A 24,746-nucleotide genomic window follows, 5' to 3' on the forward strand; every position below is an offset into this window, starting at 1 on the left:
TGAACTTGGCATCTGGACTGCCCTTCTGGCCTGCGGGTTGACAGGTTCGCTGAGAAGTTGTCGGGCATCGGTTTCTCAATCTAGTTGGCACTTCTTGAGCAGCGCTGTGCTTAGCGTCGCTGAGGCCACCGACAGTCAGCGGACAGGCGGCCGGGCGGGTGGTGTCCGTCGTGCGTCGCGTTGTCGCCAGATGCGGAGTGGGTCCCATTCGTCGTATGGCTCGTAATCGATGTCCAGCCGGTGCCGCACTTCGGCGTGGAAGTGTTGAAGGCTGATGGGGTTGTGAGTGGCCTGGGTGATCCAGTAGGGGTTGTTGAGGATGCGGGCCAGGGCGACTGTTTCGGGGAAGTTCACGAGTTCGGCGAGCGGGTGCTGAGGGTTGAGAAGTGTGTTGTTGGTGTCGATGTAGTGGGTGAGTCGGCGCCGGCGATGGGCGGGCCAGTCTCCGCGTTCTGTCCAGCGGTGGAGAACGTGCTGTGCTGTTTCCCATGCCTGCAACGTCCGGGGGCCGCCCGGGATGGCGAAGGTCTGTGCCAGGCGGCGTTACGCGTGGGTCACTTCGGGCAGGGGCAGGATGTCGAACTCGGCATCGCGGTGGTGTCCGCGCGACAGCCATCTGTGGTGTTGCCGGCAGATCGGATCCCAGACGCGGACCGTGATGTCGACGGCGGTGGTGATCCCGATCCGGGCAAGGCAGTGGGAGCAGGCGCTGACGGGCATCGTGAACGCGTTCTTGCCAGGTGGCGGCACGACTCGTTGGAGAAGCCGGAGTGGATGGCCGGTCAGCTGAGCCAGGCCTTCCAGGTTTTGCGGGTCATGGGACTGGTGGCGGGGAAGTGCGCCGAACAGTTCCCACTCGGTGAGGTGGTTGGCCTCGGCCAGGCGGCGGGCCAGCGAAACGTGGGTTTCTCCGTGGACCAGCCGGATCGCGATCGGCAGTGCCCGCCGCGGCGGGATGCCGTTGAGCTGGGTCGGGTTCAAGCGGCCGCTCAGCCGGTGGCCGTTCGAACCGATCACCCGGCAGATGCTTTGTCCGTCTGAGGAGCGACGTGAGGGCGGCGGCGGATGCGGCCGGTTCTGGTTGTCGCGTGGTGTTCCTCGGCGGCGTGGTCGAGCTGGACGGCTGCCAGGCTGGTCTTGGTGATCTTCTCGTCGCCGCTGATGATGGCGTCGATCGCGGCGGCGCGCAGTAGATGCGACAGGCTGCCGATCATGCCGCCGGTGCGATCGTGAAGGTGCGCGGCGAGATTGACCAGCGTGCCGGGACGGTGCTGGTGCAGCTGGAGGGTCTGTTCGAGCGTGGCGACCAGCGAGCACCATTGGTCGCGCTGCTGGGCGGTCGAGTAGCCGAAGGGCTTGGTGGCGATCGTCGCGAACCGGCTGGCGATCTGGCGGCCGCGGGTGCCGCTGAACAGTCCGACCCGTTCGACGTCGATGCCGGCATAGATGAAGGTGGCGGGCAGCCGCTCGGCGAAGTACTTCAGCTGGTCGGAGACCTCAGCGCCGGCGCGGGTGGCCAGATTGAGGTTGTGCAGCTCGTCGACGATCACCAGTTCGCAGCCCAGATCTATCAGCACAGCGCAGACCGCTTCGGTGACGTCGGTCAGGTTCGACCTCGTCGTGACTGGCAGGGCCAGGAACCGGGCGAACTCGATGACCAGCATCCGTGGTGTGGCGGCCGGCGGGACGGTGACGTAGATGACGGGCATGCGGGGCCCGTGGTCGCCGTGGCGCAGTCGCAGCGCGAGCTCGTGGGCCTTGCCGAGCTGGGTGATGGCAGTGGTCTTTCCGGTGCCGGCGGCACCGTTCACGATCAGCCCGCGCCGGGCCGACAGCTGTTGCCGGTTCAGCACGACCAGGCGGCGTCCAGCTGCGGTGATCTGCTGAACGGCCGGAGTGGCGACCACCGCGAGCTGGCTGTGATAGGCCAGCCGACTGTCCTCGATCCCGACCGGGCATCCGGGCGTGGCCGGGTCGAGAATGGTGGCGCCACCCTGCTCGACGAACCGGCGCCAGCCTTCCTTGGTGGTTAGCGGCGCGTGAAGATCCGCAGTCGCAGCGTCGTGGGCCGCGAGTTGAGTGGTCACCAGATCCTCCGGGCTTCGGCGTGGGCATCGAACAGACCGAACGGGACGACCACGGCCGGTTCAGGCGAATCGTCGACGATCTCGTCATCCGGCGGGTCGTCGGTGCGCAGCTGGCTGCCTGGGCGCCGCTGGGTCGCGGTTTCTGCCGCGGCGGCACGGGTCTTCGCCGCGGCCCTGCGGCCGGTCTTTCCCGCGGGGCTGGTGTCGCCCGGGCCGTCACCAGCACGGCTGAGAAGCGCGGTCAACGCGGCGCTGACCTCGAGCTCGTCGTGCTCGCCGCTGTTGCGCTCGGACAGGGTCTTGCGGACCTGGCGCAGCGTGAAGTCGGCGAACGGCTCCAGAACGCGGGCGCGGTGGATCCACGGGATCTCGATCCAGCTCGCATCGGGTGTTCGCAGCCAGACCTGGCTCAGGTCGTAGGGGTCGTGGTGGATCGGCCACTGACCACGGTGGGCGGTGTGCCCGGACAGCTGCCCCCGTAGCGGGTTGAGGCCGGCGCTGTCGTAGGTCAGTGAACCGATCCGCAGGCCGGTTGCGGTGATCTTGCGCCAGCAGACCGGCAGCAGTTCCAGGTAGTCGTCGCCGGTCAGCGCGAGCGGCAGGTAACCGGCCGAAGCGACCAGCACTGAATACATCTCGTTGGGCGACAACGCCGAACGAGGGAGTTCGGGGTGCCGCAGGCCGTCGTGTGGACGGGGCTGCCACCCGGCTAGCACCCACTGGTCGAACAGGTCCTGCAATTCGGCCAGCGACCAGACCGTGGCCGCGTCGACGTCGGCGCCGCGGCGGGTGACGTCGCGGCCGGTGTAGCCGGCGACGAACTGGCAAAACAGCGTGTTGATCGAGGAGAACGTCCGCTCGACGATGCCCTTGTCGGTCGGCGTGCGCGGATGGGCAGGTTGCAGCGAGATCCCGAGTCGTGCGCAGGCCGCGGTGAAGGTCTGCGACAAGAACACCGCGCCCCGGTCACATACGATCGTCTCCGGTGTGATGACCGGTTTCGCTGCCGCCTCCGCCAGCCGGTTGTCGACGGCTCCCAGATCCGCGTGTGGCAACCGGGAGGCCTTCATCCGCAAGGCTTCTGGCCAGCCCGGGCGCAGTTGCTCGGGGACCAGCGCTCTGGCCAGCAGCAGCGCGGCGTCGACGGCTTTCGTGCCGTGTGGACGCAGCAGGCCCGAGCAGATCGAGCGCGTCGCGACGTCGACCAGGAGCGTCAGCTCCACCCGCGCCGGCACCCCCTCGTCCAGCAGCGCCATCACGTCCAAGGGAGTGGTGTCGATCTGCACCAGCTCGCCGGGCCGCAGCGCCGTGACGGATCCGAACGGTCCGTCCGGGCGGTTGGCCAGCGAGCGGCGCGTTGCCGCGGACCCAAACGCGTGACCGCCGTCGTCCAGGACCGCGACCAGCCGGTAGAAGGTCGCCTGCGAAGGCAACGGCACCACACCGGCGCCGTGCTCCTGGACCAGCAGAGCCTCCACCCGGCGGCGCAGCCGTGATCTGGTGCCCGACGAGATCGCCGTCTGCTCTCGCAACGCGACCCGGATCGCGTTGACCAAGCGAGGATCGGCCCGGCCTGTAGGGGTGGTGTCGCGGATCGCCCGCTGGTCCACCAGGCCCAGCAGGCCCGATCGTGCGTAGGCGCTGCGCCGGCGCTTCAACGTGCGCAGGCTCACCACCATCCCAGCGGCCGCCAGTTCCTCGAGCTTGGCCTGCTCACGTTGCTGAACACTCGTGCGGTCCGGGTCGTACTGAGGCTGTGGAGCAGACGCAGGCCCCGCGGGTGGTGTCCCGGTCTCGACCTCGACCAGGTGCTGCTCCCACCACCTCGCAGCAGCCAATGGCTCCGCAGGGACATGGGCCAGCAAACCCAGCCCCTGAAGCCGCGCGACCGGTCGCGCGCCGACCACGGCGAACCCCGGCCCTGACTGCAACTGCGAAGCTGCGATCACTTCCTCGCGACCGGCGTCGTCGCGCAGCCGGACCATCGTCGCGCTCAGCCCGATCACCGCGAGCTCGCGGCCGTCGTACTGAACCCGGTCACCGACCCGAAGAACCTGCCCCGGCGACGGCCTGGGAGTCATCGGGCCTCCACGAGTGAGACCTCGGACAGGGCGACCGACAAGTCGGTGTGTAGCTCGTGGCGCCACAACAGATGAAACAACACCGGCAGAACGGCCAACGGCAATCCGCAGCGACTCGCGCCCGCGGCGAGCTCCAAAGGCTTCACGAACACGTCCCGGAGCCGATCAGCCATCCCGGCATCGCCGAACCGGCCATGGCGATAGCCAGACAACCAGCGGATGTTGGCTGCCGCGACAGCCGGCAGCGCACCGACCCGGCGATACGACCAACCGACCTGCTCGCAAACCCGGGCGGTCTGGCCGAACACCGCGGCATCCCGCGGCCCGATCCGGTCGTCCGGCCGGCAGTCCAGCACCATTGCCGACCCGTCGCGATGCCGCGCGAAGTAGTCCGGGGCGTGCGAACGCTGCTTGCCGTCGACCTGCATCAACAGCCAGAACGGCTGCGACGCGAACGCCACCACGTCCTCGTCGAAGTCCAGCGCCATCGCGTGATCTCGCTCAAGCCACGACTCGTAGCCGACCAGGGCGCCCGTGGTGGCCGACCACCACCAGCCCGGCCAGTTCCGCTGTCCGCGGTACGACGGAAACGACCGCACCGGCAAGCCGGTCTCGAACCGGAGGCCAGCGACGTCGGCCAGCAACTCCTGCCGCTCAACGCCTTCTGCATCAACAAAACCGATGCCAGGCGGATCCCCGGTCAGCACCCGTGCACCCGGCACGGCCCGAAGTCCGGCAACCACAGCACTACATCCCAGCAGGCCATCGGTCGATCATCAACGCCGACATGCCTGTCCTGTCTCATCCGATCTGACGCAGACGGACGCCTTCAGGAGCGTTGCGTCAGTTCCCGGTGCGACGGCGAACCCAAGGTCGGCTCACTGAACCTGTCGCAACTCTTCAACCAAGTGGACCAGACGTGGCCAGCGCGACGCCGCGATCGCGCGGCTACGCGGTCGATGTCGCCGCATAGGGCCCGCTGCAGTGATTGGACCCGGACGGGTCATGCGGAACGCGAGTCGACCACTGACGTTGCGACCGGCAGGGAGTCCGCATGAGGTTCGCCTTGTGGGACGTGTCGCGCCGTTAGGCGCCGACTAAGCCGGTGGCCGTCGGGTCGTATGCGGAGCGGGTCGAATCACCGCCCATGGGCGTAGACGATCCGCCCTCACCTGCCGAGTGTCGGGCGCTCCACCAGGTCTTTGGTGGTGGCTCACAGCGAGTTTGGTTGACTACGGCCGATCGGGCGGGCAACATCAAGCTCAGGCGAGTTCCGCGCCTCCCCCGTCGGTGTTCCCAGCAGGCCGGCATCTGGGGCAAAGGGGATAGGTGTCCTCGGTCGATGTCCGCTTCTGATTCCGCACGCGCGCTGGGGCGCAGGTCGGAGTATGGAACGGTCATGACCACAAACAAGCACCTCAAGCGGCGAGCCAGGTCTCTGGCGGCCTCGACCGGTCAGCCCTACGCGACGGCTCTGCGGAGAATCCGATCTCAGCTGGAGGACCGCGTGTCATCTGTTCACAGCCCGACCCCCGAGACGGTCGTGCAGTGCTCGTTCTGCGCCAAGTCCGAGCCCGCTGCGCAACGACTCGTGGCCGGACCGGGCGGGGTGTTCATCTGCGACGAGTGCGTCGAGTCGTCTGCGAAGCTCATCGCCCAGTCCGGCCCGGAAGAGTCCGCACAGAGCCGCGCGGCGTACTTCGACCCCACGATCGAGGTCGCCATGGCGCGCCTCGGTGGGCTCGTCCGGCGTGCGGACCTCGTCGAGGACCAGATCGTCAACGCCGTGAGACGCCTGCGCGAACAAGGCAGCGACTGGACACTGATCGCGGCCGCAGCCGGGGTGAGCATCGAGTACCTACAAGAGCGTCTCGATCGGTCGAAACAGCCGAGATCGTACTAGTTCACGGGTGCGGATCGTGGCGAACACCAGCGAACCTGACGACACCGCCGGCACCGAAACCACCCGGGCGCGACCTCGGACCTCGATCTGGCGCAACGGTGCCTTCCGACTCCTCTGGGGGGCGCAGACGCTGTCCGACCTGGGCACGGGCATCACCACACTGGCCTACCCACTCCTGATGCTGGCTCTGACCCAGTCGCCGGTCCAGGCCGGTGCGGTCTCGGCGGTGTCCTCGCTCCCGTACCTCTTGCTCGGTCTCATCGCGGGCGCGCTCGCCGACCGCTGGAACCGGAAGCGCGTGATGGTCATCTGCGACACCTTCCGGGCAATCAACATGGCGTCGATCCCGCTGACCATGTGGCTGTGGCACGTCACCCCGACACACCTGTACGTGACCGCATTCGTCGGCGGTGTGCTCTACGTGCTGTTCAGCGCCGCAGATGCCGGCGCCGTACCGAACGTCGTCGAGAAAGACCAGATCACCACCGCCGTGGCAGCGCTTCAAGTAAGCAGCTCCGCGACCGCCATGCTCGCCCCGCCGCTGGGAGGGACCCTCTTCCAGCTGTTCCGTGGCCTGCCGTTCCTCGCCGACGCGGTCTCCTACCTGGCATCGGCGATCGCCCTATCCGCGGTTCGAATCGAATTCCAGCAACCGCAGGAGCGACCTGCAACCACGCTGCGATCAGACATCGCAGCCGGGCTGCGCTGGCTCTGGTATCACCCGGTCATCCGCACCATCGCCACCGCGGCGGCCGGTCTCCAGCTCGCCATGGCCGGCGCCCAGTTGGTCGTCATCGTCGCCGCCCAACAAGCACACGCATCCGCAGGGGTGATCGGTCTCGTGCTCTCCGGGATCGGCGTCGGCGGCGTTGCCGGGTCCGTCGCCGCGTCGCGGCTCAAAGCCAGGTTCGGCTTCGGCCGAACCATCATCGGCGTCATGTGGGCCCAAGCCGCTCTGTGGGTCCTGATCGGGCTGTTCTCCCACGTCATCGTCATGACCGCGTTCCTACTGGCCGTGTTTGTGGCCACCGCCGCGATCTTCGGAATCAACGCCTTGAGCTACCAGCTGTCCATCACCCCCGACGACCTGCAGAGCCGCGTCGGCTCCGCGTTCAAGCTCATCGCCTGGAGCAGCTTCCCCCTCGGCGCCGCCACCGCCGGAGTGCTGCTCGACAGGTTCGGGCCGGAAACCACCAGCCTGGCATTCGGCGTCTGGGTCACCGCGATCGCACTCGCCAGCAGTCGCCCGCGCAGCGGCCTGCGCACCCACTCCAGCGACACGACTACCGCGACGCCGTAGCTGGCACGCGATGTTGACGCTCTGATGCTCCAGACCATGCCGCGCTCAGAGCGCGGTCGTACCGATTGTCGGGCAGACGTGGGCAGTCGCTACGGAGCCCCCCTCGTCGATTGTCGATCCTCATGCGGAGCACCTCGCAGCCTGAGTCAGATTCTCGCGCTCTCATCGAGGAGTTGGACCGGGCGGGGTAGCACCCGTAGGGCGGGGACTCTGGTGTTGAGGTGGTGCCGAAGGGGATCTTGGCCGCCGGTGGGGTAGTAGCCGTCGGTGACGATCCTCGAATGCGTCGGGTTCAGTGAGACTGCGACGACTCAACTGAGACGGGACAATGCCACCTTCACTGAGAAAGTGACAGCTTCACTGAGAACGGACAAGCGACCTGTCCACGTCAGGTGCATTCCTCTACTTAGCACCTGACATAAGATCTGTTATCGGCAATGCCCTCACGGGAGTTGCATCTAATGCAGAAACTCCCACCTCTGCGTGATTTCGGAATCTGTGCAGGTCAGGCCCGGGTTGTTGGCGTAGCTCATACGTCTATCGCGTAGGAACGGTCCGCGGAGCGTCCCGGCTCCGACCGCGGCCCGATCGGCGTCGAGCACGCGGTGCGGTTGCTTGTGCGCGCCGAGGCGCACGCCCGCTGACGCACACGTCGTCTGTGGCGGTCACGCGGACGCGCCCAGTTCAGTCTGCCAACGCTCGGCGCACGCGTTCGTGGACCGCCAGCAGCCGGTCGACCGCCGGCGGCCCGAGGCCGGTATGAGCTGCGTTCGAGCTGAACAGCAAGGCGAGCATGACCGCGGTGTCGAGCCGGTAGATCCAGAACGCGGGCGAGTCGAGGTCGAGCCCTTCCCCATAGCCGGCCAGCACTTGCTCGTAGTCGACTCCGTTGTCGGGCACGAGGGCGTACTCGGCCAGTCGGCCCAGTTCCATTGCGGGATCGCCGACCAGCGCATTCGACCAGTCGAGTACGCCGAGGACATGCCCGTCGGCGGACCGCAGGTTCGACGCGCGCACATCCAGGTGCAGCAGCCGCCCGCCCGGCCGCGCCGCAAGGACCTCGATCACCTGCTCGACCGGTGGCCCGGGCGGCACGTTCACGCCGTAGCGGGCCAAGGCGGCGAAGCGCTCTGCCATCCGCTGGGCCAGCAATTGGGCGGGTGGTAGGCCATGCGCGGCGACCGGAGCCATCGGTGGCAGCGGTGCGTGATGCACGCCGAGCGCGACCTGATCGGCGCCGCGGCCGTCGTCCGGGAGAAACTCGGACACGAGCACGTCGGCCTCGCCGAGGCACAGTTCGTGCGGTGTGGCCACCGGGAAGCCGAGCCGGCCCAGGTGCCGAGTGACCACGTACTCCCAGCGCAGCAGCGACCTGGTGTCGACGTGTCCGTCGTTGGGGTCGAACTGGAACCGGCCCTGGACCGGAGTGCGTAGCACGACCGCAGCGCCATCCGAGGCTTCGGCCGCGAACACCTGAAACTCCACCCCGCCGCCGGCGGGCCGCAACCGGGTGAACCCGCGATCGGAGACGAGCTGTCGGATGTGAACGGGCGCGTCAACCACCCACCGCTCCTCTCGCGTGCTCAACCGGGCATCCCCGCACACCACGAACGCCGGCGACACGCACCGAATTGCCATCCGCGCCACCCACCCACGGCGAGGGACGCTAGCACGCGACCGTGCGCCGCAACGACGTTCCACACCATGTCTCCGGCTGAGACGGTGACGCGACTGCAAGCCGGCCGACGCACCGGAGCACGACGACCTCTACGCAACCGCCGCGCGCCTCCAAGTACCACTGCACTTCCACCCGCAGATCCCGGTAAAACCAGTCATCGACGCCTACTACCCGGGCCGCCGGGAGCTCTCACAGCGGCAACTCCCGGTACTCCAACAACCGGCGCTACCAGTCTCTGTATGGCCGCGGGCAGCACTCCACCGTCTCTGCGCGGAGGTTGACGCATCCCAGGCATAAGCCGAGGTTCTCCAGACAGCGCCGGCACCAAAGGATGCCAACTGGCGTCGAAGCTGAGACGATTCCGAGGGGGAGGCAGCCATGGCGACCGCGGCCGGCAGGTTTCGACGTAATGCGTCCAAGCGGCGTGACGCTCAGGCGGAAGCAGGTGAGGATCTCGCGGACACGGCCGGTCCTCAGACGCGGCTGAGGACCGTCGTGCAATGGGTCGGCTGGACGAGGGTTGCCTCCATCACCGTCACGGTCGCGGCGATTGGTGCCTTGTGGTACACGGGACAGTCCCTGCGGAGCACCGAGCGTCAGTTCGACGTTCAGTACCGGTTGACTGAACAGGGCCAGTTCACCGAACGGTTCGGGCGGGCGATCGACCAGCTCGGTTCAGCCAGCCTGGACGTGCGACTGGGTGGCATCCACTCCCTGGAGCGCCTCGCGCGGGACTCCGCCCAGGACAGAACATCCATCATGCAAGTGCTCGCCACTTTCGTGCGTATACATGGCGCGAAGACCCCCAAGTGTGAACTGATCGGTGGCATTAACAAGGCCTCCGATCCGAAGTCCGTCCAGCCGGACATCGAGGAGGCAGTAGCGGTCATCGGCCGGAGACTTCCCACACCGGACCTTCCACGCCTCAAGCTCGACGGGTTGTGCCTTGCCAGAGCTAACTTGGCTAGCGCTGACCTGAGGCTAGCCAACCTGGAGAATACCGACCTCTCCTACGCTAATCTCACCGGCGCCAACCTTTTGGGCGCCAAGCTTTCGGGCGCCAACCTTAAGGGTGCCGTGATGCCGGGCCTCGACCTCCGGGGAGTGTCGATGGTCCACGCTGACCTCAGCTTCACCCACTTGAGGAACGCGAATCTGTCCGGTGCTGACTTGAGCTACTCAAACCTTAAGTGGGTTCGCATGGAGGGTGCCAATCTCTCTGGTGCGAACCTCCATGGCACGGACGGACGCGGGGCGCTCTTCGAACGGGCAAACCTGACAGCGGCAGTTCTCGGCGGAGGCGTCATGAAGAGAGCCGCCTTCTCAAAGGCCAACCTATCCAAGGCCGTCCTGGCCGGCAGCGACTTCGAGTTCGCGAGCTTCGATAGTGCGAACCTGCGGGACGCAGATCTCGCCGGGGCTTCGCTGACGTCTGCGTTCCTAGAGTCCGCTGATCTAACGAACGCCAGAACGAAGCATGACGATCCGAACAGGCCCTGGACCAACATGTCGAAGGCGAGATTGAAGAAGGCCAACCTTTCCGGCGTCGACCTCTCTGGGGTCAACCTCACCGGTGCTGATCTGTCTGAGGCGATCGGCTATGTCCGAGCTAAGTGAGTATGTCCGTTGCTGAGGCGTCAACGGACTTAGGGCAGGTTATCGGCGTTAAACGTTGCGAGGAACGTGCGTTCGCTTCGGCCGCGCGATATTCGCTGTGGATATCGACGTCATCCAGCCAGCATGGATCCATGGCGACAGACGACATGCCCAGGCACTGGTACGAGGATTACGAGCGTGGCCGGCCCGGCTACCCGGAGCAGGTCGTTGATCTCGCCGAGCTCGCGCCGTCGGCGACGGCGCTGGAACTTGCTGCAGGGACGGGCAAGTTCACCCGTCAGCTGGTCTCGAGGATCGCGCACGTGGTGGCCGTCGAGCCGGACCCTGGCATGCGCCGCCTGCTCGTTGCGGGTTGTCCAGGCGTCGAGGCGATCGACGGCACTGCGGAACAGATTCCGCTCGCGGACGACGCGGTCGACGCGGTCTTCGTGGCCCAGGCCTTCCACTGGTTCGACAACGAACCCGCGTTGACGGAGATCGCACGAGTCCTGCGACCGGGCGGGGCCCTCGTGGTGATGTGGAACGTGGCCAAGGGATCAGCCGTCCCCTCCATCACGGCTGTCGAAGAGCTTCTCGCCCCCATCTGGCCTCGAGACTCCGGGTTCCCGCTCGACATGATGAGTGGCGACTGGGAACCCAATGCCTGGAACCTGCTCCCGTCACTCCAACGCCCGCCGGCACCAGTTAACTATCGAGAGTTCCATATCTGTCGGTGGAATCAGCGCTTCTGATCACCGAAGCCCTCGACTGATATCAGTACTCCGAACGCGGGGCAGCGGTTGGCAGGAACCGTCCAACCTCCACCCTGCTCCCGGATCCACTGCGACAATCAATCTATGCACGAGACGCTACCGGCGAAAGTAGACACCTTCCTCGGCGAGAACCGGTTGCCGGGGGAGCAGGTCACCCACGCCGTCCCCGTCTACGCCGTGGGCGGCGCCCACAGCAACTCTCGGCCCAGCCTCCTCGGCCGCTTGCTGTTCGCCGGCCAGGGCGATGTCGGAGAGATCTATGGCACGGAACTGCGGATGCCGCAGCACGCCATCATCGCGTTGACGTCGCACCGCCTGCTGATCTTTCAGCAGAACGCCTTTCGTTTCGCGCCGAAAGCGCTCGTCCACGACGTACCGTTCGCGAGGCTGTCCTGGATGCGCCAAGCGATCGCCGGTCACGGCCCGGCGCACGTTCAGCGGGTCACGCTCGGTGTCACCGACGCCGCGGTACTGCGCTGGGAGTATCCGCGCCTGAACATTCCGGATGGACAGGTCCTCAACGACGAACTCCGACGGAAGGTGCCGGTGGGGGACACGCTCTGAATCTAATTGTTCGCGTGGCAGGGGAGCGAGCACCTAGGTCATCGATGGACCCTGGCGTCACGGGTCATGGCAGGTGTACGAAGCCGACGTAGTCCACCCCAGTTGGCCCCGGAAGCGAAGTTCTGTCCCGGGTCCAGCCGTGTCGCTCGTAGAACCGGATGGCACGAGAGTTCCGCTCCCAGACATCCACCTCGCCTACAGCATCAGCCTGGCGTGCGATGGAGACGAAGCGTCCCATCAGGGCGCTACCAACGCCGCTCGACCACCGGCCTGGCTCGACGAAGATCCCGACGAGCCGGACCCGCGTCTCGTGAGGCGCATCGGTCGGAAACACTCCGTTGGCATCCAACGTGATCACACCGACGATGTCATCGCCCAAGACAGCTACCAGGACGGCGAGTCGAGAATCCACCACCATCTTTGCGCCACGTCTCCCGGTACTCCTCGTCAGGAACCGCTGCCATGTCATGGCCGCCTGCGCCGTAGCACACAGCCCGCGACCGGGCATGCAGCTCGGCAAGCGCATCGCCAGGCGCTGCATCTCGAATGCGGACTACCTGAGTTGGCTCCGTCATGAGGAACGAGGCTACGACTCCACCGAAAGAGCCGCCCCTCGGACATCACGGGCAGGCCCGCAGCGGTGGCAACTCCCGTTACTCCAACATCCGGCGGTACCAGTTCCAGTCGAAGCACGGAAGTTGCATTAGACGTAGAGGCTCCTGGGCGACCGCGTGTTTCGCAGGTCAAGTCCAGGTAGTACTGACACAGCGTGCTACTCGCCGGCTGGTAGCGCCGGGAGCTGGTTACAGCCTGTCCCGGCAGCGGTGGATTAGGCGCCTGTTTTAGGCATCCATGTCGGCTGGGAGTGCGGTTGCCGCCAAGTACCTAAGCTGAGTCCAGTACGCATCTCGGCCACAACAACTGCGGTTCGGGTGGGCACCACGCGCCGGCCCGGGCCGCGAGTACGGGTGATGGTATGCGCCGGTTACCGGTTTGACAGGTAACATCTCCGGTATGACGATCAAGATCGCGGTGCTGGGTGCGGGTGGGGTTGGCGGGTACTTCGGGGGGCGGCTCGCTTCGGCTGGGCATGATGTTCGGTTTGTCGCGCGTGGTGAGCACCTGGCTGCGTTGCGGCGGGGCGGGCTGACCGTCGAGAGCGTTGCCGGGGATTTCGTGCTTGATTCGGTGGTGGCGACTGATGATCCTGCGGAGGTCGGCGAGGTCGACTACGTGTTGCTGGGGGTGAAGACCTGGCAGCTGGAGGCTGCGATCGCGTCGCTCGGGCCGCTGGTTGGTGAAGGCACTGCGGTCGTGACTACGCAGAACGGCGTGGAGGCACCTCAGCAGGTGGCGGCAGCCGTCGGGCAGGACGCGGTGCTGCCGGGCGCCGTCGAGGTGATCGCGTTTCTCGACGGGCCGGGGCGGGTGCGGCATCTCGGCGGGCTCGGGAAGCTCACGTTCGGCGAGTGGGACAACCGGGCGAGCGAGCGCGTCGACCGGCTGCGAGACGCGCTCGACGGATCGAAGCTGACAGCGGTGGTACCGGCCGATGTCTGGGTCGCGCTCTGGAGCAAGTTCCTCGCGCTCGGGTCGTTCGGCGCGATCTCGACGCTGGCCAACGCCCCGTACGGCGTACTGCGCAGCCGCCCGGGCACCCGGCAACTCATCGTCGACAGCATGAACGAGATCAGGCAGGTCGCGAAGGCGACCGGCGTCGAGTTGCCCGCCGACGCGATGGACAAGACGCTCGCGTTCCTCGACAGCCTGCCGGCCGAGGGGACGACCTCGCTGCAACGCGACATCAACGACGGGAAGCCGTCCGAGCTGGAGGCGTGGAGCGGGGCCGTTGTCAGGCTCGGACTGGAGACCGGTACGCCGACGCCGCTCAACACGATGCTGTACGAACTGGCGAGCGTGCGCAGCCGGCTCGGCTGATGGCCGTCGACCTCCTCGCGTTCCCCTTCATCGGCGGACGCACAGCACTCAACCTCGCCGGCACGCTCGGCAAACGCAGTACGGAGAAGCTGGAACGGATCCGTACGCCCGAAGACCTCACCCACTGGGCGGAACTGGCGGGCCTGGGGTCGATCGCGGCCGATGCGGCGGATCTGGAAGACGCCCGAGTACTACGGGAAGCCTTGTACCGGTTGACGATGACGGTTCTCGGGAGAGGCGTGGCGCGGCCCGCCGATGCCGGGTCGATCAGGTCCACAGACGTGGGCTCAGCGGCGTCCGCAGACGTGGAGTTGGTCAACGCCTGGGCTGCCCGAAAAACCCCCGCGCCGGCGCTCGTGATCCGCTCGGGTGGACTGGAGCGAGCCGATCCCGGGCCGACCGCTTCGGCAGTACTAGCTGCTGTCGCGCGCGATGGCGTCGACCTGCTGACCGGGCCGGATGCGTCATCGATCCGCGAGTGCGAGGATCCCGCCTGCACCCTGCTCTTCGTCGACACCAGCCGCGGCCACCGGCGCCGATGGTGCTCGATGAACAGCTGCGGCGCCCGCTCCAAGATGCGAACGCTTCGCTCGTCGCCAAGCCAGGTGTGATTTCGCGCACTGCCGCGACGGTAGTTGCCTACCGCAAGGGAGCCGTCACCGCCTGAGCTGAGTGACACATATACCATGACTCAGCTAGACATTCCGGACCCGTCTCATCCGGTGTCCTGGCGGAATTCGCCGGTCGCCAGTGGCGTTAGCGTCCAACGGTGGGCCAACCCCACCCGTTCCCCGAATCGCCTGTTTAAGGAGACACCTGTGCGCGCCATCAGCGCCTTCCGCCGCCTCGCTGCCCTCGGTACCGCCGTCACCCTGGCCGTCGCGCTCGCGGCCTGCGGCAGTGACGACAAATCCGATGCCTCGGGCCCCGATCTCGGCCTGATCCAGTCGGGCACCCTGCGGATCGGCACGCTCACTGACGCGCCGCCGAACGTGTACCTCAAGGACGGCAAGTTCACCGGCTTCGACAACGACCTGATCACCGCGGTCGCAGCGAAGCTGAACCTGAAGCCCGAGTTCGTCGGCACCGACTTCTCCGCCCTGCTCTCCCAGGTCAACGGCGGCCAGTACGACCTCGGCAGCTCGTCCATCACGATCACCGAGGCGCGCAAGAAGACGGTTGCCTTCAGCAATGGCTACGACTTCGGCTACCTCGGCCTGAACACCACCAAGAACTCCGGCATCGCGAAGTTCGACCAGCTCGACGGCAAGCGCGTCGTGGTCGTCCAGGGCACCGTGCAGGACGACTACGCGACCCAGAAGAACCTCAACCCGGTCCGCGTCCCGAACTACAACGCCGCCCTCGGCCAGCTCAAGGCCGGTACTGCGGACGCCTGGATCTCCCCCGCCGAGATCGGCGAGAAGATGGCCAAGGAGCAGGGCGGCGGCGTGGTCATCCTGGCCGCCAAGGAGCTCAGCTCCGCACCGACGGCGTTCGCCGTGGCCAAGAGCAACGACAAGCTGCGCGAGGCCGTCAACAAGGCACTCGACGAGGTCATTGCCGACGGCACCTGGACCAAGCTCGTCGAGCAGTACTACCCGGGCCGCCCGGTACCGGCGACCTTCAAGCCGGGTAGCGGCTCCGTGAAGTTCGTGGCGCCCAAGGCCAGCGGCACCCCCGTAGCCGGCTGATGGACGTCTGGTCCACCCTGAACGACACCTTCCTCGACTGGGAGTCGATGAAGGCAGTCCTGCCCGAGATGCTGAAGGTCGGGCTGGTCAACACCCTCATCTTCGCCGCCGCCTCGGTCGCGCTGGGCACTGTGCTCGGCATGATCGTGGCGGTGATGGGGCTGTCCCGCAGGTGGTGGCTGCGGTGGCCGGCGAAGATCTACACGGATATCTTCCGCGGCCTTCCGGCGATCCTGACGATCCTGCTGATCGGCCAGGGGCTGTCGCCGATCACCCGGCAGTGGTGGGGCCCGAACCCTTACCCGCTGGGGATTCTGGCGTTGTCGCTGATCGCGGCGGCGTACATCGGGGAGATCTTCCGCTCCGGCATCCAGAGCGTCGAGAAGGGCCAGCTCGAGGCGGCGCGGGCGCTCGGCTTCAGCCACAGCTCCGGCATGTGGCTGGTCGTCATCCCGCAGGGCGTCCGCCGGGTGCTGCCCGCGCTGGTGAACCAGTTCATCGCCCTGATCAAGGAGTCGAGCCTGGTCTACTTCCTCGGTTTGCTGGCCAGTCAGCGGGAGCTGTTCCGGATCGGGCAGGACGCCGCGGCGACGAACGGCAACCTGTCGCCGCTGCTGCTCGCGGGCATCTTCTACCTGATCATCACCGTGCCGTTGACGCACCTGGTCAACTACTTCGACAAGCGGCTGCGCGAGGGCCGTCCCGCCGAACCCGAGGTCGAGGAGCTCAGCAATGCCGACATTCGTTGAGGCCGCGGCGAGCCTGGAGCTCACCGGGATCGAGCTTGCCTTCGGCAAGAACAAGGTGCTGCGTGGCGTCGACCTCGCCGTACCGGCGGGCAAGACCGCGTGCGTGATCGGGCCGTCCGGGTCCGGCAAGTCGACGTTGCTGCGGGCCACCAACCGGTTGCTCGAACCGGCCGCGGGCGACATCAAGCTCGGCGGCGAGTCGGTCCTGCGGAGCAACCCGGACGAGCTGCGGCGGCGGATCGGGATGGTGTTCCAGCACTTCAACCTGTTCCCGCACAAGACCGTGCTGGAGAACATCACCCTGCCGCTGCGCAAGATCAAGAAGCTGACCACCGAGGGCGCGGTCGAGGCGGCCCGGGTTCAGCTCGACCTGGTCGGCCTGAAGGAGAAGGAGTCGGCGCGACCGGGCAACCTTTCCGGTGGCCAGCAGCAACGAGTCGCGATCGCCCGGGCGCTGGCGATGAAGCCCGAGGTGATGCTCTTCGACGAGGCCACCTCGGCGCTGGACCCCGAGTTGGTCAAGGGAGTTCTCGCGTTGATGGCCGACCTCGCCGGCGCCGGGATGACGATGATCGTCGTCACCCACGAGATGGGCTTCGCCCGCCAGGTCGCCGACCAGGTCGCCTTCATGGATCGTGGTGTCGTGGTCGAGTCCGGCGTACCGGAGAAACTCTTCACCGCGGCGGAGTCACCACGGCTGCAGCAGTTCCTCTCGCAGGTGCTCTAGGACATCGCTTCGATGAGTGGTACGACGTCGGCGATGGACTCGACGATGCGGGTCGGGCGGTAGGGGAACCGCTCGACCTCGTGCTCGCCGGTGGAGCCGGACAGCACCAGGATGCTGCGCAGGCCCGCTTCGAGGCCGCTGACGATGTCGGTGTCCATCCGGTCGCCGATCATCACCGACGTCTCGGAGTGGGCCTCGATCCGGTTCAGCGCGCTGCGCATCATCAGCGGATTCGGCTTGCCGACGAAGTACGGGGCGACGCCGGTCGCGCGGGTGATCAGCGCGGCGACCGACCCGGTGGCCGGCAACGGGCCCTCGGTGGACGGCCCGGTCGGATCGGGGTTGGTGGCGATGAATCGCGCGCCGTCGGCGATCAGCCGGATCGCCCGCGTGATCGCCTCGAAGGAGTACGTCCGCGTCTCCCCCAGCACCACGTAGTCGGGCGCCCGCTCGGTCAGCACGTACCCGACCTCGTGCAGCGCCGTCGTCAGACCGGCCTCGCCGATCACGTACGCCGTACCGCCCGGGCGCTGATCATCCAGGAACTGTGCGGTCGCCAGCGCCGACGTCCAGATCGCCTGCTCCGGCACATCGATGCCACCGGCAAGCAACCGGGCGCGCAGATCCCGCGGCGTGAAGATCGAGTTGTTCGTCAGCACCAGGAACTTCTTGCCCGAGGCCTGCAACGAACCGATGAACTCGCTAGCCCCCGGAATCGCCCGCTCCTCGTGCACGAGCACGCCGTCCATATCGGTCAGCCAGCTCTCCACCGGCTTGTGCTCACTCATCAAGGCACTCCTCAGCTAGACGCAGCCAACTACTTCCGCATCGTAGACGAGGCGCTCTCAGTGGGTGGTGACGTCGGTGGCGAGGCTGCGGAGTTTTTCGACCATGGTGTTGGGGTCGTCGGCGTTGTAGACGGCTGAGCCGGCGACGAAGACGTCGGCGCCCGCCTCGGCGCATTGTTCGATGGTCTCGGTGGAGATGCCGCCGTCGATCTCGATCCACAGGTCGAGGCCGTGCTTGCTGATCAGATCGCGGGTGCGGCGGATCTTGGGGACGCAGACGTCGAGGAACTTCTGGCCGCCGAAGCCCGGCTCGACCGTCATGATCAGGATCATGTCGAACTCCGACAGGATGTCCTCGTAGGGCTCGATCGGGGTCGCGGGCTTGAGCGCCATCGCCGCCCGGCCGCCCTTGGCGCGGATCTCGCGGGCGGTGCGGATCGGGGCGCGGCAGGCCTCGACGTGGAAGGTCACGCTCGACGCGCCCGCCTCGACGTAGCCGGGGGCCCAGCGGTCCGGGTCCTCGATCATCAGGTGGCAGTCGAGCGGCTGGGCGGCGGCCTTGGCCAGCGACTCGACGATGGGCAGGCCGAGGGTGAGGTTCGGGACGAAGTGGTTGTCCATCACGTCGACGTGCAACCAGTCGGCGTTCGACACCGCCGCCGCCTCCTCGGCCAGCTTGGCGAAGTCAGCGGACAGGATGCTCGGTGCGATCTGAATTCCCATAAGAACTGGGATTCTAGCGTCGCCGGATCAGCCGGTTGAGTGACCCTGAAGCCAGGCCAGTACGTCGCCAGCCGACTGTACTGCTGTCACCCCGCTCGGCAGCGGCGGTCGCTCGACCAGGACGACCGGGATACCCAGCTCGCGAGCCGCCGTCAGCTTGGCCGCGGTCATCTCGCCACCACTGTTCTTGGTGACCAGTACGTCGATCCGCCGCGTCCGCAGCAACTCCCGCTCCGCCGCCAGCTCGTACGGCCCGCGATCCAGCAACAGCTCGCACCAGGACGGCAATGGAGAGGGCGGATCCACACAGCGCGCCAGGGTCCACAGTCCGGTCTCCGCGAAGGCGCCCAGCCCTTGCCTGCCGATGGTGAGGAAGACGCGGCGCCCCAGCCGAGGCAGGAGAGCCGCCGCGGCCGCAGGGTCAGCGGCCCAGTGCCAGTCATCACCGGGTTGCTCCTGCCAACCGGGACGGCGTAGTACGAGCAAGGGGAGGTCCAGAGCGGCGCAGGCGGCTACTGCGTGCGCAGTCATCGTGGCGGCGAAGGGGTGCGTCGCATCGACCACCGCCTCGATCGCCTGCTCGACAAGCCAAGCGGTGAGCCCCTCCACTCCACCAAAGCCACCCTGCCGCACCTCGCCCACCGGCAGTCGCGCGTCATCGGTTCGCCCAGCCAGCGACGACACCACGTCGTACTCGGGAGACAACTCCCCCGCCAGCCGCCGCGCTTCACCCGTACCACCGAGCAGCAGGATCTTCACGCAGCCACCAACTCGCCGGGAGCCCAGACTGTCAGGGCCGGCGCGGGGCCGTTGGCAACTGAGTGGAAACTTTTTGTCGCTGGGTGCAAGTTAGTTACCACTTAGGTCACCTGGGCAACGAGACGACAGCGATCCGGCGCGTTGGGGTCGGCTCGGGGAGCGGTCAGCCACGGGGGCGGGCGGTTGAGTAGAGGTGGCTGTCGGGGAAGGTCTCGGCGGCGAGGATCTTGCCGACGATGATGACCGCGGTGCGGCGGATGCCGGCGGCGCGGACCTGGTCGGCGATATCGGTGAGGGTGCCGCGGAGGATCAGCTCATCGTCACGGGAGGCGCGGGCGACCACGGCGACCGCGCAGTCGGCGCCGTAGTTGGGGATCAGCTCCTCCACCACCCGGTCGATCAGCTGGACGGCGAGGTGCAGGACCAGGGTGGCCTGGCTGGTGCCGAGCGTCGCGAGATCCTCGCCGGGCGGCATCGCGGTGGCGCGACCGCCGAGACGGGTCAGGATGACCGTCTGGCCGACCTCGGGGACGGTCAGTTCGCGCTTGAGGGAGGCGGCGGCGGCTGCGTACGCCGGTACGCCAGGCGTCACGTCGTACGGGATCTCCAAAGCGTCGAGCCGGCGCATCTGCTCGGCCATGGCGCTGAAGACGGAGGGGTCGCCGGAGTGGAGGCGAGCCACGTCGATGCCGGACTCGTGGGCGGCGATCAGCTCTGCCAGGATCTGGTCGAGGTTCAATGCGGCGGTGTCGATCTTGCGGGCGCCGGCCGGGCAGTTGTCGAGGAGTTCGAGCGGGACCAGCGCACCGGCGTACAGGCAGACAGGCGAGGCGGCGATCAGGTCCCGGCCGCGGACGGTGATCAGGTCGGCCGCACCGGGCCCGGCGCCGATGAAATGCACGGTCACTTGGTCAGGCTCCAGATGGTTACGGGCATGGCTGGGCGCCAGCCGGTCATGGTGCCGACTGCGGATGCTCGTTGGACTGCCAGGCGGACGAGGTCGCCGCCCAGTTCGGCGTACCAGCGGGCGATCACGGCCTCGGTCTCCAGCGTCACGCCGTTGACGACGAGTCGGCCGCCGGGTCGCAGCGCGTCCCAGCAGGTCTCGATCACGCCGGGGACCGTCGCGCCGCCGCCGACGAATACGGCGTCGGGCCTCTCCAGGCCTTCGAGCGCGGCGGGTGCGGAGCCGACGACCGTGCGGACGGCGACTCCGAGCGTCACGGCGTTGCGCTCGAGTCGCTTGATGCGATCCGGATCCTGCTCGATCGCGACCGCGCGGCAGCTCGGATGGTGCCGGAGCCATTCGATCGCGATGCTGCCCGCGCCGCCGCCGACATCCCACAGCAACTGCCCCGGTACCGGCGCCAGCCGCGACATCGTCACCGCGCGGACCTCGCGCTTGGTCAGCTGCCCATCACTCTCGTACGCCGAATCGGGCAGCCCCGGCGTCGTCGACAACAACTCGACGCCGAGGTCCGCCCTGCACTCCACGCCGATCACGTTGAGCGCGTCGACCTCGTGATCCCACTTGTCAGCCCTCGTACTGCGAACCCGCTCAGCCGCCGACCCCAGTTGCTCGAGCACAGCGAATGCGCTTCCGCCGTACCCGCGCGAGACCAGCAACTCCGCGACCTCGGCCGGCGTCTGGGCGCCCCAACTCAGGATGACGAGCCGCCGGCCCGGCTGGATATGCGGCTGGACGAGTTCGAGCGGATGCCCGACCAGGCTCACCACCTGCACCTGATCCTGCGGCCACCCCAACCGGGCACAAGCCAGCGAAACACTCGACGGATGCGGAATCACCCGTACCGCCTCTGCTCCCAGCAACCTGGTCAACGTGGTCCCGATCCCATGGAACGTCGGATCCCCACTGGCCAGCACACAGATCCGCCGCCCCCGATGAGTCGCCAGCAACCCCGGCAAGGACTCAGACAACGGCGAACTCCAAGCAACCCGTACCTGCTCACCACTCGCAACTCCATCGACGCCCTTCGCGGGGAGAGAGTGCGGGTCGGGGCACTCGGTGGGGTCGGCGGGAATCAGGGCTAGTTGGCGGGTGCTGCCGAGGAGGACTTCGGCGGTGGTGATGGTTTGCCGGGCGGCTAGCGAGAGGCCGGGCCAGCCGTCGGCGCCGATGCCGACGACGGTGAGGGGGTCAGGCATTGCCGAGGACCTTGGTGACGGTGATTTCCACGACTACGCGTTCTGGGTTGACCCGCGGCTGGCGGTAGCGCTCGGCGTACCGGCGGACGGCGTCGGCGATTCGCTCGGCGTCGTCGCTCACCACCGCCCGGCCCTCCAGTGTCGACCAGCGCCGCCCGTCCACCTGGGTCACCGCGACCGCGGCACCTTCCGCCCCGGCCGCGCGGATCTGCCGTGCCTTGTGCGACGTACCCGAGCAGATCACCCGCGCGATCCCCGTCTTCAGATCCACCGTCACTCCGACAGGCGTGGCGTGCACGGTCCCGTCCGGGCGCACCGTGCTCAGTACACACAGATGCCGCTCGGTCCAGAAGTCCACGAACGACCCGGACCGTTCACTCAGGCGCAGTTCCACCCCGCGATCGTAGACGCCCCCACTCAGGGACCGTGTAGGTCTTGGTCACTGCCCGCCCAGTGGCGTGCCCGGTCCGCGCACAGCTCTCCGCGGCGAACACAGTCTTCTTCCCCATCTCAGCAGTGAGCAGCAGGCTCGTCTTGGTGCCACCGGCAACAGCAACGCCTCCGGAGTACCACTGGTACGCGTACAGGCCGGCGGACCACGTCCCGGCAGACACCGCCAGCCCCTCTTGCCCACCTTCCGAGCGCGGGGAGCGTAGCGGCGCTCGGGGGCTGGGCAGGACCGAACTGCAGCTTGTTGCAGAGGGGTGGTGGGTCAGCCGATGTCTCGGCGGCGGAAGGTGGTTGCGCCGGCTAGTAGGAGGGCGGCCGCGACGGCGGTGAGGACTATCACCGGGGTGACGGAGAAATCGCCGCCGGGGAGGTGGGGGGTGTGGGCGTACGGGGAGATGTCCATCAGGCCTTGGGGGAGGTTGAAGAGGCGGCCGAACTGGCCGATCAGGAGGAAGGCGCCGAACAGGACCCAGGCTCCGGTGATCAGCTTCGGGGCCAGGCCGAAGAGGATCACGACCAAGGCGGTCACCACCCAGATCGCCGGCAGCTGGACGGCGGCCGCGGCCAGCATGCGCGGGATCTGACGGCCCATGTTGCCCAGCGATGCGCCGCTCGAGATGCCCGAGCCGAGGCCGCCGACGAAGAGCAGTGCCGTGGTGCCGAGCAGCGCCATCAGCACATGGCTCGCCAGCCACTGGTAGCGGGTGACCCCCGTTGCCAGTAAGGGCTCCGCGCGCAGAGCGGTCTCTTCGGAGCGGAGCCGGAGTGCTGCCTGGATCCCGAAGGCGGAGGCGAGCAGGCCGAGGACACCCATCTCGGTCGAGAGGAAGGCGTCGGTGATGCCGCTGACGCCGCCGAGCTTCTCCACCAGGTCCCTGGCGCCGTCGCTGGCGACGAAACCGTCCACGTTCGAGGCGATGTTACCGACGACGAACCCGAGTAGCAGGAATGCCGATCCCCAGGCGATCAGCGAACCGCGATGCAGCCGCCACGCGAGCGCGAGGGGCGAGCGCAGCGACGCGGCGGCCGTCGCGGGACCTGGCCGCGGCCGGACCAGCCCCGCACCGACGTCCCGCCTGCGGAGTAGCGCGAGCGCGGCCGCGACCAGCAGGCACAGCAGGGCGAGCGGGGCCAGTGCGACCAGCCAGCGGTCACCGGCGTAGGCGCGGATCTGTTGCGCCCAGCCGATCGGCGACAGCCAGGAGACCCATCGCGTTCCACCGTCGGTGGCCGAGTCGCCCACCGCGCGGAGGATGTAGCTGACGCCCAGCACGATCGCGGTGATGCCGTTGGCCGCCCGGGCACCTTCGGACAACTGGGCTGCCAACGCGCCCACGCCGGCGAAGGCGAGGCCGGCAGCGATCCAGGTCAGGCCGAAGGCGAAGGAGCCGGCGGTGGCCAGGCCCACACCGATCAGGCTCACGGCGGTCAGCAGGCCGAGCACGATCACCGTGCTTACCGACACGATCAGGGCGGCCGTGAGGGCGGCGTACCGGCCGAGCACTCCGGCGCTGAGCAGCTCGAGCCGGCCGCTCTCCTCCTCGGCGCGCGTGTGCCGGACCACCAGCATCGCAGCGAGCAGTCCGACCAGCAGCGAACCGAAGGCGGTCAGCTTGAAGAGCGATACCTCGCCCAGCGAGGTGGGGTCGAAGATCCTTCCGTACAAGGAGACCAGGGCCGGCGACGAGTTCGACGTGTTGGCGGCCGACACTCGCGACGCCACGTCTGGGTAGAGGTCGATCGAGGCCTTGGCGGAGCCCGCGGCCATCGCGACGAAGACCACGATCCACACCGGCAGGATCACCCGGTCCCGCCGCAATGCGAGCCGTACCAAGGTCGCGGTACCAGCGAAGTCGTTCATCGCGACGCCGCCACCGTGGCCGGTACAGCGTCGTCCTCGTAGTGCCGCAGGAAGAGCTCCTCCAGCGTCGGCGGCTGGGCGACCAGACTCTTGATGCCGCTCGCCGCGAGCTGCTTCATCAGGCCGTCGAGCTGGGCGGTGTCGACTTCGCAGCGCACCCGATTTCCCTCGATATCCAAGCCGTGTACGCCGGGGAGCTGGGCGAGCCCATTGGGCGAGGAAGCCAGCTCCGCCTGGATCGACGTACGGGTGAGGTGCCGCAGGTCGCCCAGCGTGCCGGTCTCGACGACCTTGCCGCGGCGGATGATGCTGATCCGGTCGCAGAGCGCCTCGACCTCGGACAGGATGTGGCTCGACAGCAGCACGGTGCGATCGCGCTGGCGCTCCTCCTCGATGCACTGCCGGAAGACCTCTTCCATCAGCGGGTCGAGGCCGGAGGTGGGCTCGTCCAGGATCAGCAGCTCGACGTCGGAGGCGAGCGCGGCGACCAGCGCGACCTTCTGCCGGTTGCCCTTGGAGTAGCTACGGCCCTTTTTCGTCGGGTCTAGATCAAAGCGGCGAAGTAAGTCGGCACGCTTCTTCGGGTCGAGCCCGCCGCGCAGCCGGCCGAGCAGGTCGATGACCTCGCCACCGGTCAGATTCGGCCACAGGTTCACGTCACCAGGGACGTACGCGAGCCGCCGGTGCAGCTTCGCCGCGTCATGCCACGGGTCGCCGCCGAGCAGCGACACGTCTCCCTCGTCAGCCTTCAGCAGGCCGAGCAGAACTCTGATGGCGGTGGACTTCCCGGATCCGTTCGGGCCGAGGAAGCCGTGCACCTCACCGGTCGCGACGTCCAGGTCGAGACCGTCGAGGGCGTGCGTACTCCCGTACGACTTGTGCAGTCCGGAGACCACGATGGCTGATGTCATG

General features: G+C 67.5%; 25 protein-coding genes. 10 read left to right on the forward strand and 15 right to left on the reverse strand.

Annotated features, from left to right (window positions below; genetic code table 11):
* Positions 1 to 543: 543 nt before the first annotated feature.
* From G3I17_RS18990 to G3I17_RS19005, 4 genes are read right to left on the reverse strand one after another with little or no spacing between them, the layout of a single operon-like run.
* Positions 544 to 1,017, reverse strand: coding sequence for a hypothetical protein (locus tag G3I17_RS18990; RefSeq protein WP_164598072.1), 474 nt, complete (start codon positions 1,015 to 1,017; stop codon positions 544 to 546).
* Positions 1,014 to 2,087 (reverse strand): ATP-binding protein, encoded by a 1,074-nt coding sequence (locus G3I17_RS18995; protein WP_343238349.1) that lies wholly within the window; start codon positions 2,085 to 2,087, stop codon positions 1,014 to 1,016. Before G3I17_RS18995 ends, G3I17_RS18990 begins: the two co-directional genes overlap by 4 nt.
* Positions 2,084 to 4,168 carry a DDE-type integrase/transposase/recombinase gene (locus G3I17_RS19000; protein ID WP_164598073.1) on the reverse strand — a complete coding sequence of 695 codons (2,085 nt, stop codon included), beginning with the start codon at positions 4,166 to 4,168 and terminating at the stop codon, positions 2,084 to 2,086. Before G3I17_RS19000 ends, G3I17_RS18995 begins: the two co-directional genes overlap by 4 nt.
* The gene (locus G3I17_RS19005; protein WP_343238350.1) at positions 4,165 to 4,890 is read right to left on the reverse strand and encodes a TnsA-like heteromeric transposase endonuclease subunit; all 726 of its coding nucleotides are present in this window, start codon (positions 4,888 to 4,890) and stop codon (positions 4,165 to 4,167) included. The genes G3I17_RS19000 and G3I17_RS19005 overlap by 4 nt, the downstream gene beginning before the upstream one ends.
* 785 nt (positions 4,891 to 5,675) lie before the next feature.
* On the opposite strand from G3I17_RS19005, the gene G3I17_RS19010 reads away from it, so the two are divergent.
* Together G3I17_RS19010 and G3I17_RS19015 are read left to right on the forward strand one after the other, a co-directional pair.
* Positions 5,676 to 6,071: a ClpX C4-type zinc finger protein gene (locus G3I17_RS19010; RefSeq protein WP_164598074.1), complete on the forward strand. Its 396-nt coding sequence runs from the start codon at positions 5,676 to 5,678 to the stop codon at positions 6,069 to 6,071.
* Positions 6,072 to 6,087: 16 nt separating this feature from the next.
* Positions 6,088 to 7,371 carry an MFS transporter gene (locus tag G3I17_RS19015; protein WP_164598076.1) on the forward strand — a complete coding sequence of 428 codons (1,284 nt, stop codon included), beginning with the start codon at positions 6,088 to 6,090 and terminating at the stop codon, positions 7,369 to 7,371.
* Between the two features lie 684 nt (positions 7,372 to 8,055).
* Here the strand turns inward: G3I17_RS19015 and G3I17_RS42135 are convergent.
* Positions 8,056 to 8,934: a phosphotransferase gene (locus tag G3I17_RS42135; RefSeq protein ID WP_164598078.1), complete on the reverse strand. Its 879-nt coding sequence runs from the start codon at positions 8,932 to 8,934 to the stop codon at positions 8,056 to 8,058.
* 493 nt (positions 8,935 to 9,427) lie between these two features.
* On the opposite strand from G3I17_RS42135, the gene G3I17_RS19025 reads away from it, so the two are divergent.
* From G3I17_RS19025 to G3I17_RS19035, 3 genes are all read left to right on the forward strand, one after another.
* Positions 9,428 to 10,666 (forward strand): pentapeptide repeat-containing protein, encoded by a 1,239-nt coding sequence (locus tag G3I17_RS19025; protein ID WP_164598515.1) that lies wholly within the window; start codon positions 9,428 to 9,430, stop codon positions 10,664 to 10,666.
* Positions 10,667 to 10,797: 131 nt separating this feature from the next.
* Entirely contained in the window at positions 10,798 to 11,397 is a 600-nt protein-coding gene (locus G3I17_RS19030; protein ID WP_164598079.1) for a class I SAM-dependent methyltransferase, read from the forward strand.
* 105 nt (positions 11,398 to 11,502) lie between these two features.
* Positions 11,503 to 11,982: a hypothetical protein gene (locus tag G3I17_RS19035; protein ID WP_164598082.1), complete on the forward strand. Its 480-nt coding sequence runs from the start codon at positions 11,503 to 11,505 to the stop codon at positions 11,980 to 11,982.
* A 64-nt stretch (positions 11,983 to 12,046) separates the two neighbouring features.
* On the opposite strand, the gene G3I17_RS19040 is transcribed toward G3I17_RS19035, so the two are convergent.
* Positions 12,047 to 12,451 carry a GNAT family N-acetyltransferase gene (locus G3I17_RS19040; RefSeq protein WP_164598084.1) on the reverse strand — a complete coding sequence of 135 codons (405 nt, stop codon included), beginning with the start codon at positions 12,449 to 12,451 and terminating at the stop codon, positions 12,047 to 12,049.
* Between the two features lie 545 nt (positions 12,452 to 12,996).
* On the opposite strand from G3I17_RS19040, the gene G3I17_RS19045 reads away from it, so the two are divergent.
* The 5 genes from G3I17_RS19045 (at position 12,997) to G3I17_RS19065 (ending at position 17,087) form a co-directional block, all read left to right on the forward strand.
* The gene (locus tag G3I17_RS19045; protein ID WP_203590443.1) at positions 12,997 to 13,920 is read left to right on the forward strand and encodes a 2-dehydropantoate 2-reductase; all 924 of its coding nucleotides are present in this window, start codon (positions 12,997 to 12,999) and stop codon (positions 13,918 to 13,920) included.
* Positions 13,920 to 14,531, forward strand: coding sequence for an ABATE domain-containing protein (locus G3I17_RS19050; protein WP_164598086.1), 612 nt, complete (start codon positions 13,920 to 13,922; stop codon positions 14,529 to 14,531). Before G3I17_RS19045 ends, G3I17_RS19050 begins: the two co-directional genes overlap by 1 nt.
* Positions 14,532 to 14,738: 207 nt before the next feature.
* Positions 14,739 to 15,611, forward strand: coding sequence for an ABC transporter substrate-binding protein (locus G3I17_RS19055; protein ID WP_164598088.1), 873 nt, complete (start codon positions 14,739 to 14,741; stop codon positions 15,609 to 15,611).
* A complete protein-coding gene (locus G3I17_RS19060) occupies positions 15,611 to 16,360 on the forward strand; it encodes an amino acid ABC transporter permease (RefSeq protein WP_164598090.1) in 750 nt (249 codons plus the stop codon). The genes G3I17_RS19055 and G3I17_RS19060 overlap by 1 nt, the downstream gene beginning before the upstream one ends.
* Positions 16,344 to 17,087, forward strand: coding sequence for an amino acid ABC transporter ATP-binding protein (locus tag G3I17_RS19065; protein WP_164598092.1), 744 nt, complete (start codon positions 16,344 to 16,346; stop codon positions 17,085 to 17,087). Before G3I17_RS19060 ends, G3I17_RS19065 begins: the two co-directional genes overlap by 17 nt.
* Here G3I17_RS19065 and G3I17_RS19070 read toward each other — a convergent pair.
* The 9 genes from G3I17_RS19070 to G3I17_RS19110 form a co-directional block, all read right to left on the reverse strand.
* Positions 17,084 to 17,875 carry an HAD-IIA family hydrolase gene (locus G3I17_RS19070; RefSeq protein WP_164598094.1) on the reverse strand — a complete coding sequence of 264 codons (792 nt, stop codon included), beginning with the start codon at positions 17,873 to 17,875 and terminating at the stop codon, positions 17,084 to 17,086. The genes G3I17_RS19065 and G3I17_RS19070 overlap by 4 nt on opposite strands.
* A gap of 57 nt (positions 17,876 to 17,932) precedes the next feature.
* The gene (gene rpe / locus G3I17_RS19075) at positions 17,933 to 18,598 is read right to left on the reverse strand and encodes a ribulose-phosphate 3-epimerase (protein ID WP_164598096.1); all 666 of its coding nucleotides are present in this window, start codon (positions 18,596 to 18,598) and stop codon (positions 17,933 to 17,935) included.
* A gap of 27 nt (positions 18,599 to 18,625) precedes the next feature.
* Entirely contained in the window at positions 18,626 to 19,357 is a 732-nt protein-coding gene (locus G3I17_RS19080; protein ID WP_164598098.1) for a cobalt-precorrin-6A reductase, read from the reverse strand.
* Between the two features lie 163 nt (positions 19,358 to 19,520).
* Positions 19,521 to 20,264 carry a precorrin-4 C(11)-methyltransferase gene (cobM, locus tag G3I17_RS19085; protein WP_164598099.1) on the reverse strand — a complete coding sequence of 248 codons (744 nt, stop codon included), beginning with the start codon at positions 20,262 to 20,264 and terminating at the stop codon, positions 19,521 to 19,523.
* On the reverse strand, positions 20,261 to 21,523 hold the full coding sequence (cbiE, locus tag G3I17_RS19090) for a precorrin-6y C5,15-methyltransferase (decarboxylating) subunit CbiE (RefSeq protein WP_164598101.1): 1,263 nt from the start codon (positions 21,521 to 21,523) through the stop codon (positions 20,261 to 20,263). Before cbiE ends, cobM begins: the two co-directional genes overlap by 4 nt.
* Positions 21,516 to 21,917: a TIGR03618 family F420-dependent PPOX class oxidoreductase gene (locus tag G3I17_RS19095; protein ID WP_164598104.1), complete on the reverse strand. Its 402-nt coding sequence runs from the start codon at positions 21,915 to 21,917 to the stop codon at positions 21,516 to 21,518. The genes cbiE and G3I17_RS19095 overlap by 8 nt, the downstream gene beginning before the upstream one ends.
* A complete protein-coding gene (locus G3I17_RS19100) occupies positions 21,898 to 22,137 on the reverse strand; it encodes a hypothetical protein (protein ID WP_164598106.1) in 240 nt (79 codons plus the stop codon). Before G3I17_RS19100 ends, G3I17_RS19095 begins: the two co-directional genes overlap by 20 nt.
* 98 nt (positions 22,138 to 22,235) lie before the next feature.
* The gene (locus tag G3I17_RS19105) at positions 22,236 to 23,834 is read right to left on the reverse strand and encodes an ABC transporter permease (protein WP_164598108.1); all 1,599 of its coding nucleotides are present in this window, start codon (positions 23,832 to 23,834) and stop codon (positions 22,236 to 22,238) included.
* Positions 23,831 to 24,745, reverse strand: a complete 915-nt coding sequence (locus G3I17_RS19110; RefSeq protein ID WP_164598110.1) for an ABC transporter ATP-binding protein — start codon at positions 24,743 to 24,745, stop codon at positions 23,831 to 23,833. Before G3I17_RS19110 ends, G3I17_RS19105 begins: the two co-directional genes overlap by 4 nt.
* Position 24,746 lies beyond the last annotated feature (1 nt).

The organism is Streptomyces sp. SID13031, from assembly GCF_010548305.1.
Lineage (GTDB): Bacteria > Actinomycetota > Actinomycetes > Propionibacteriales > Kribbellaceae > Kribbella.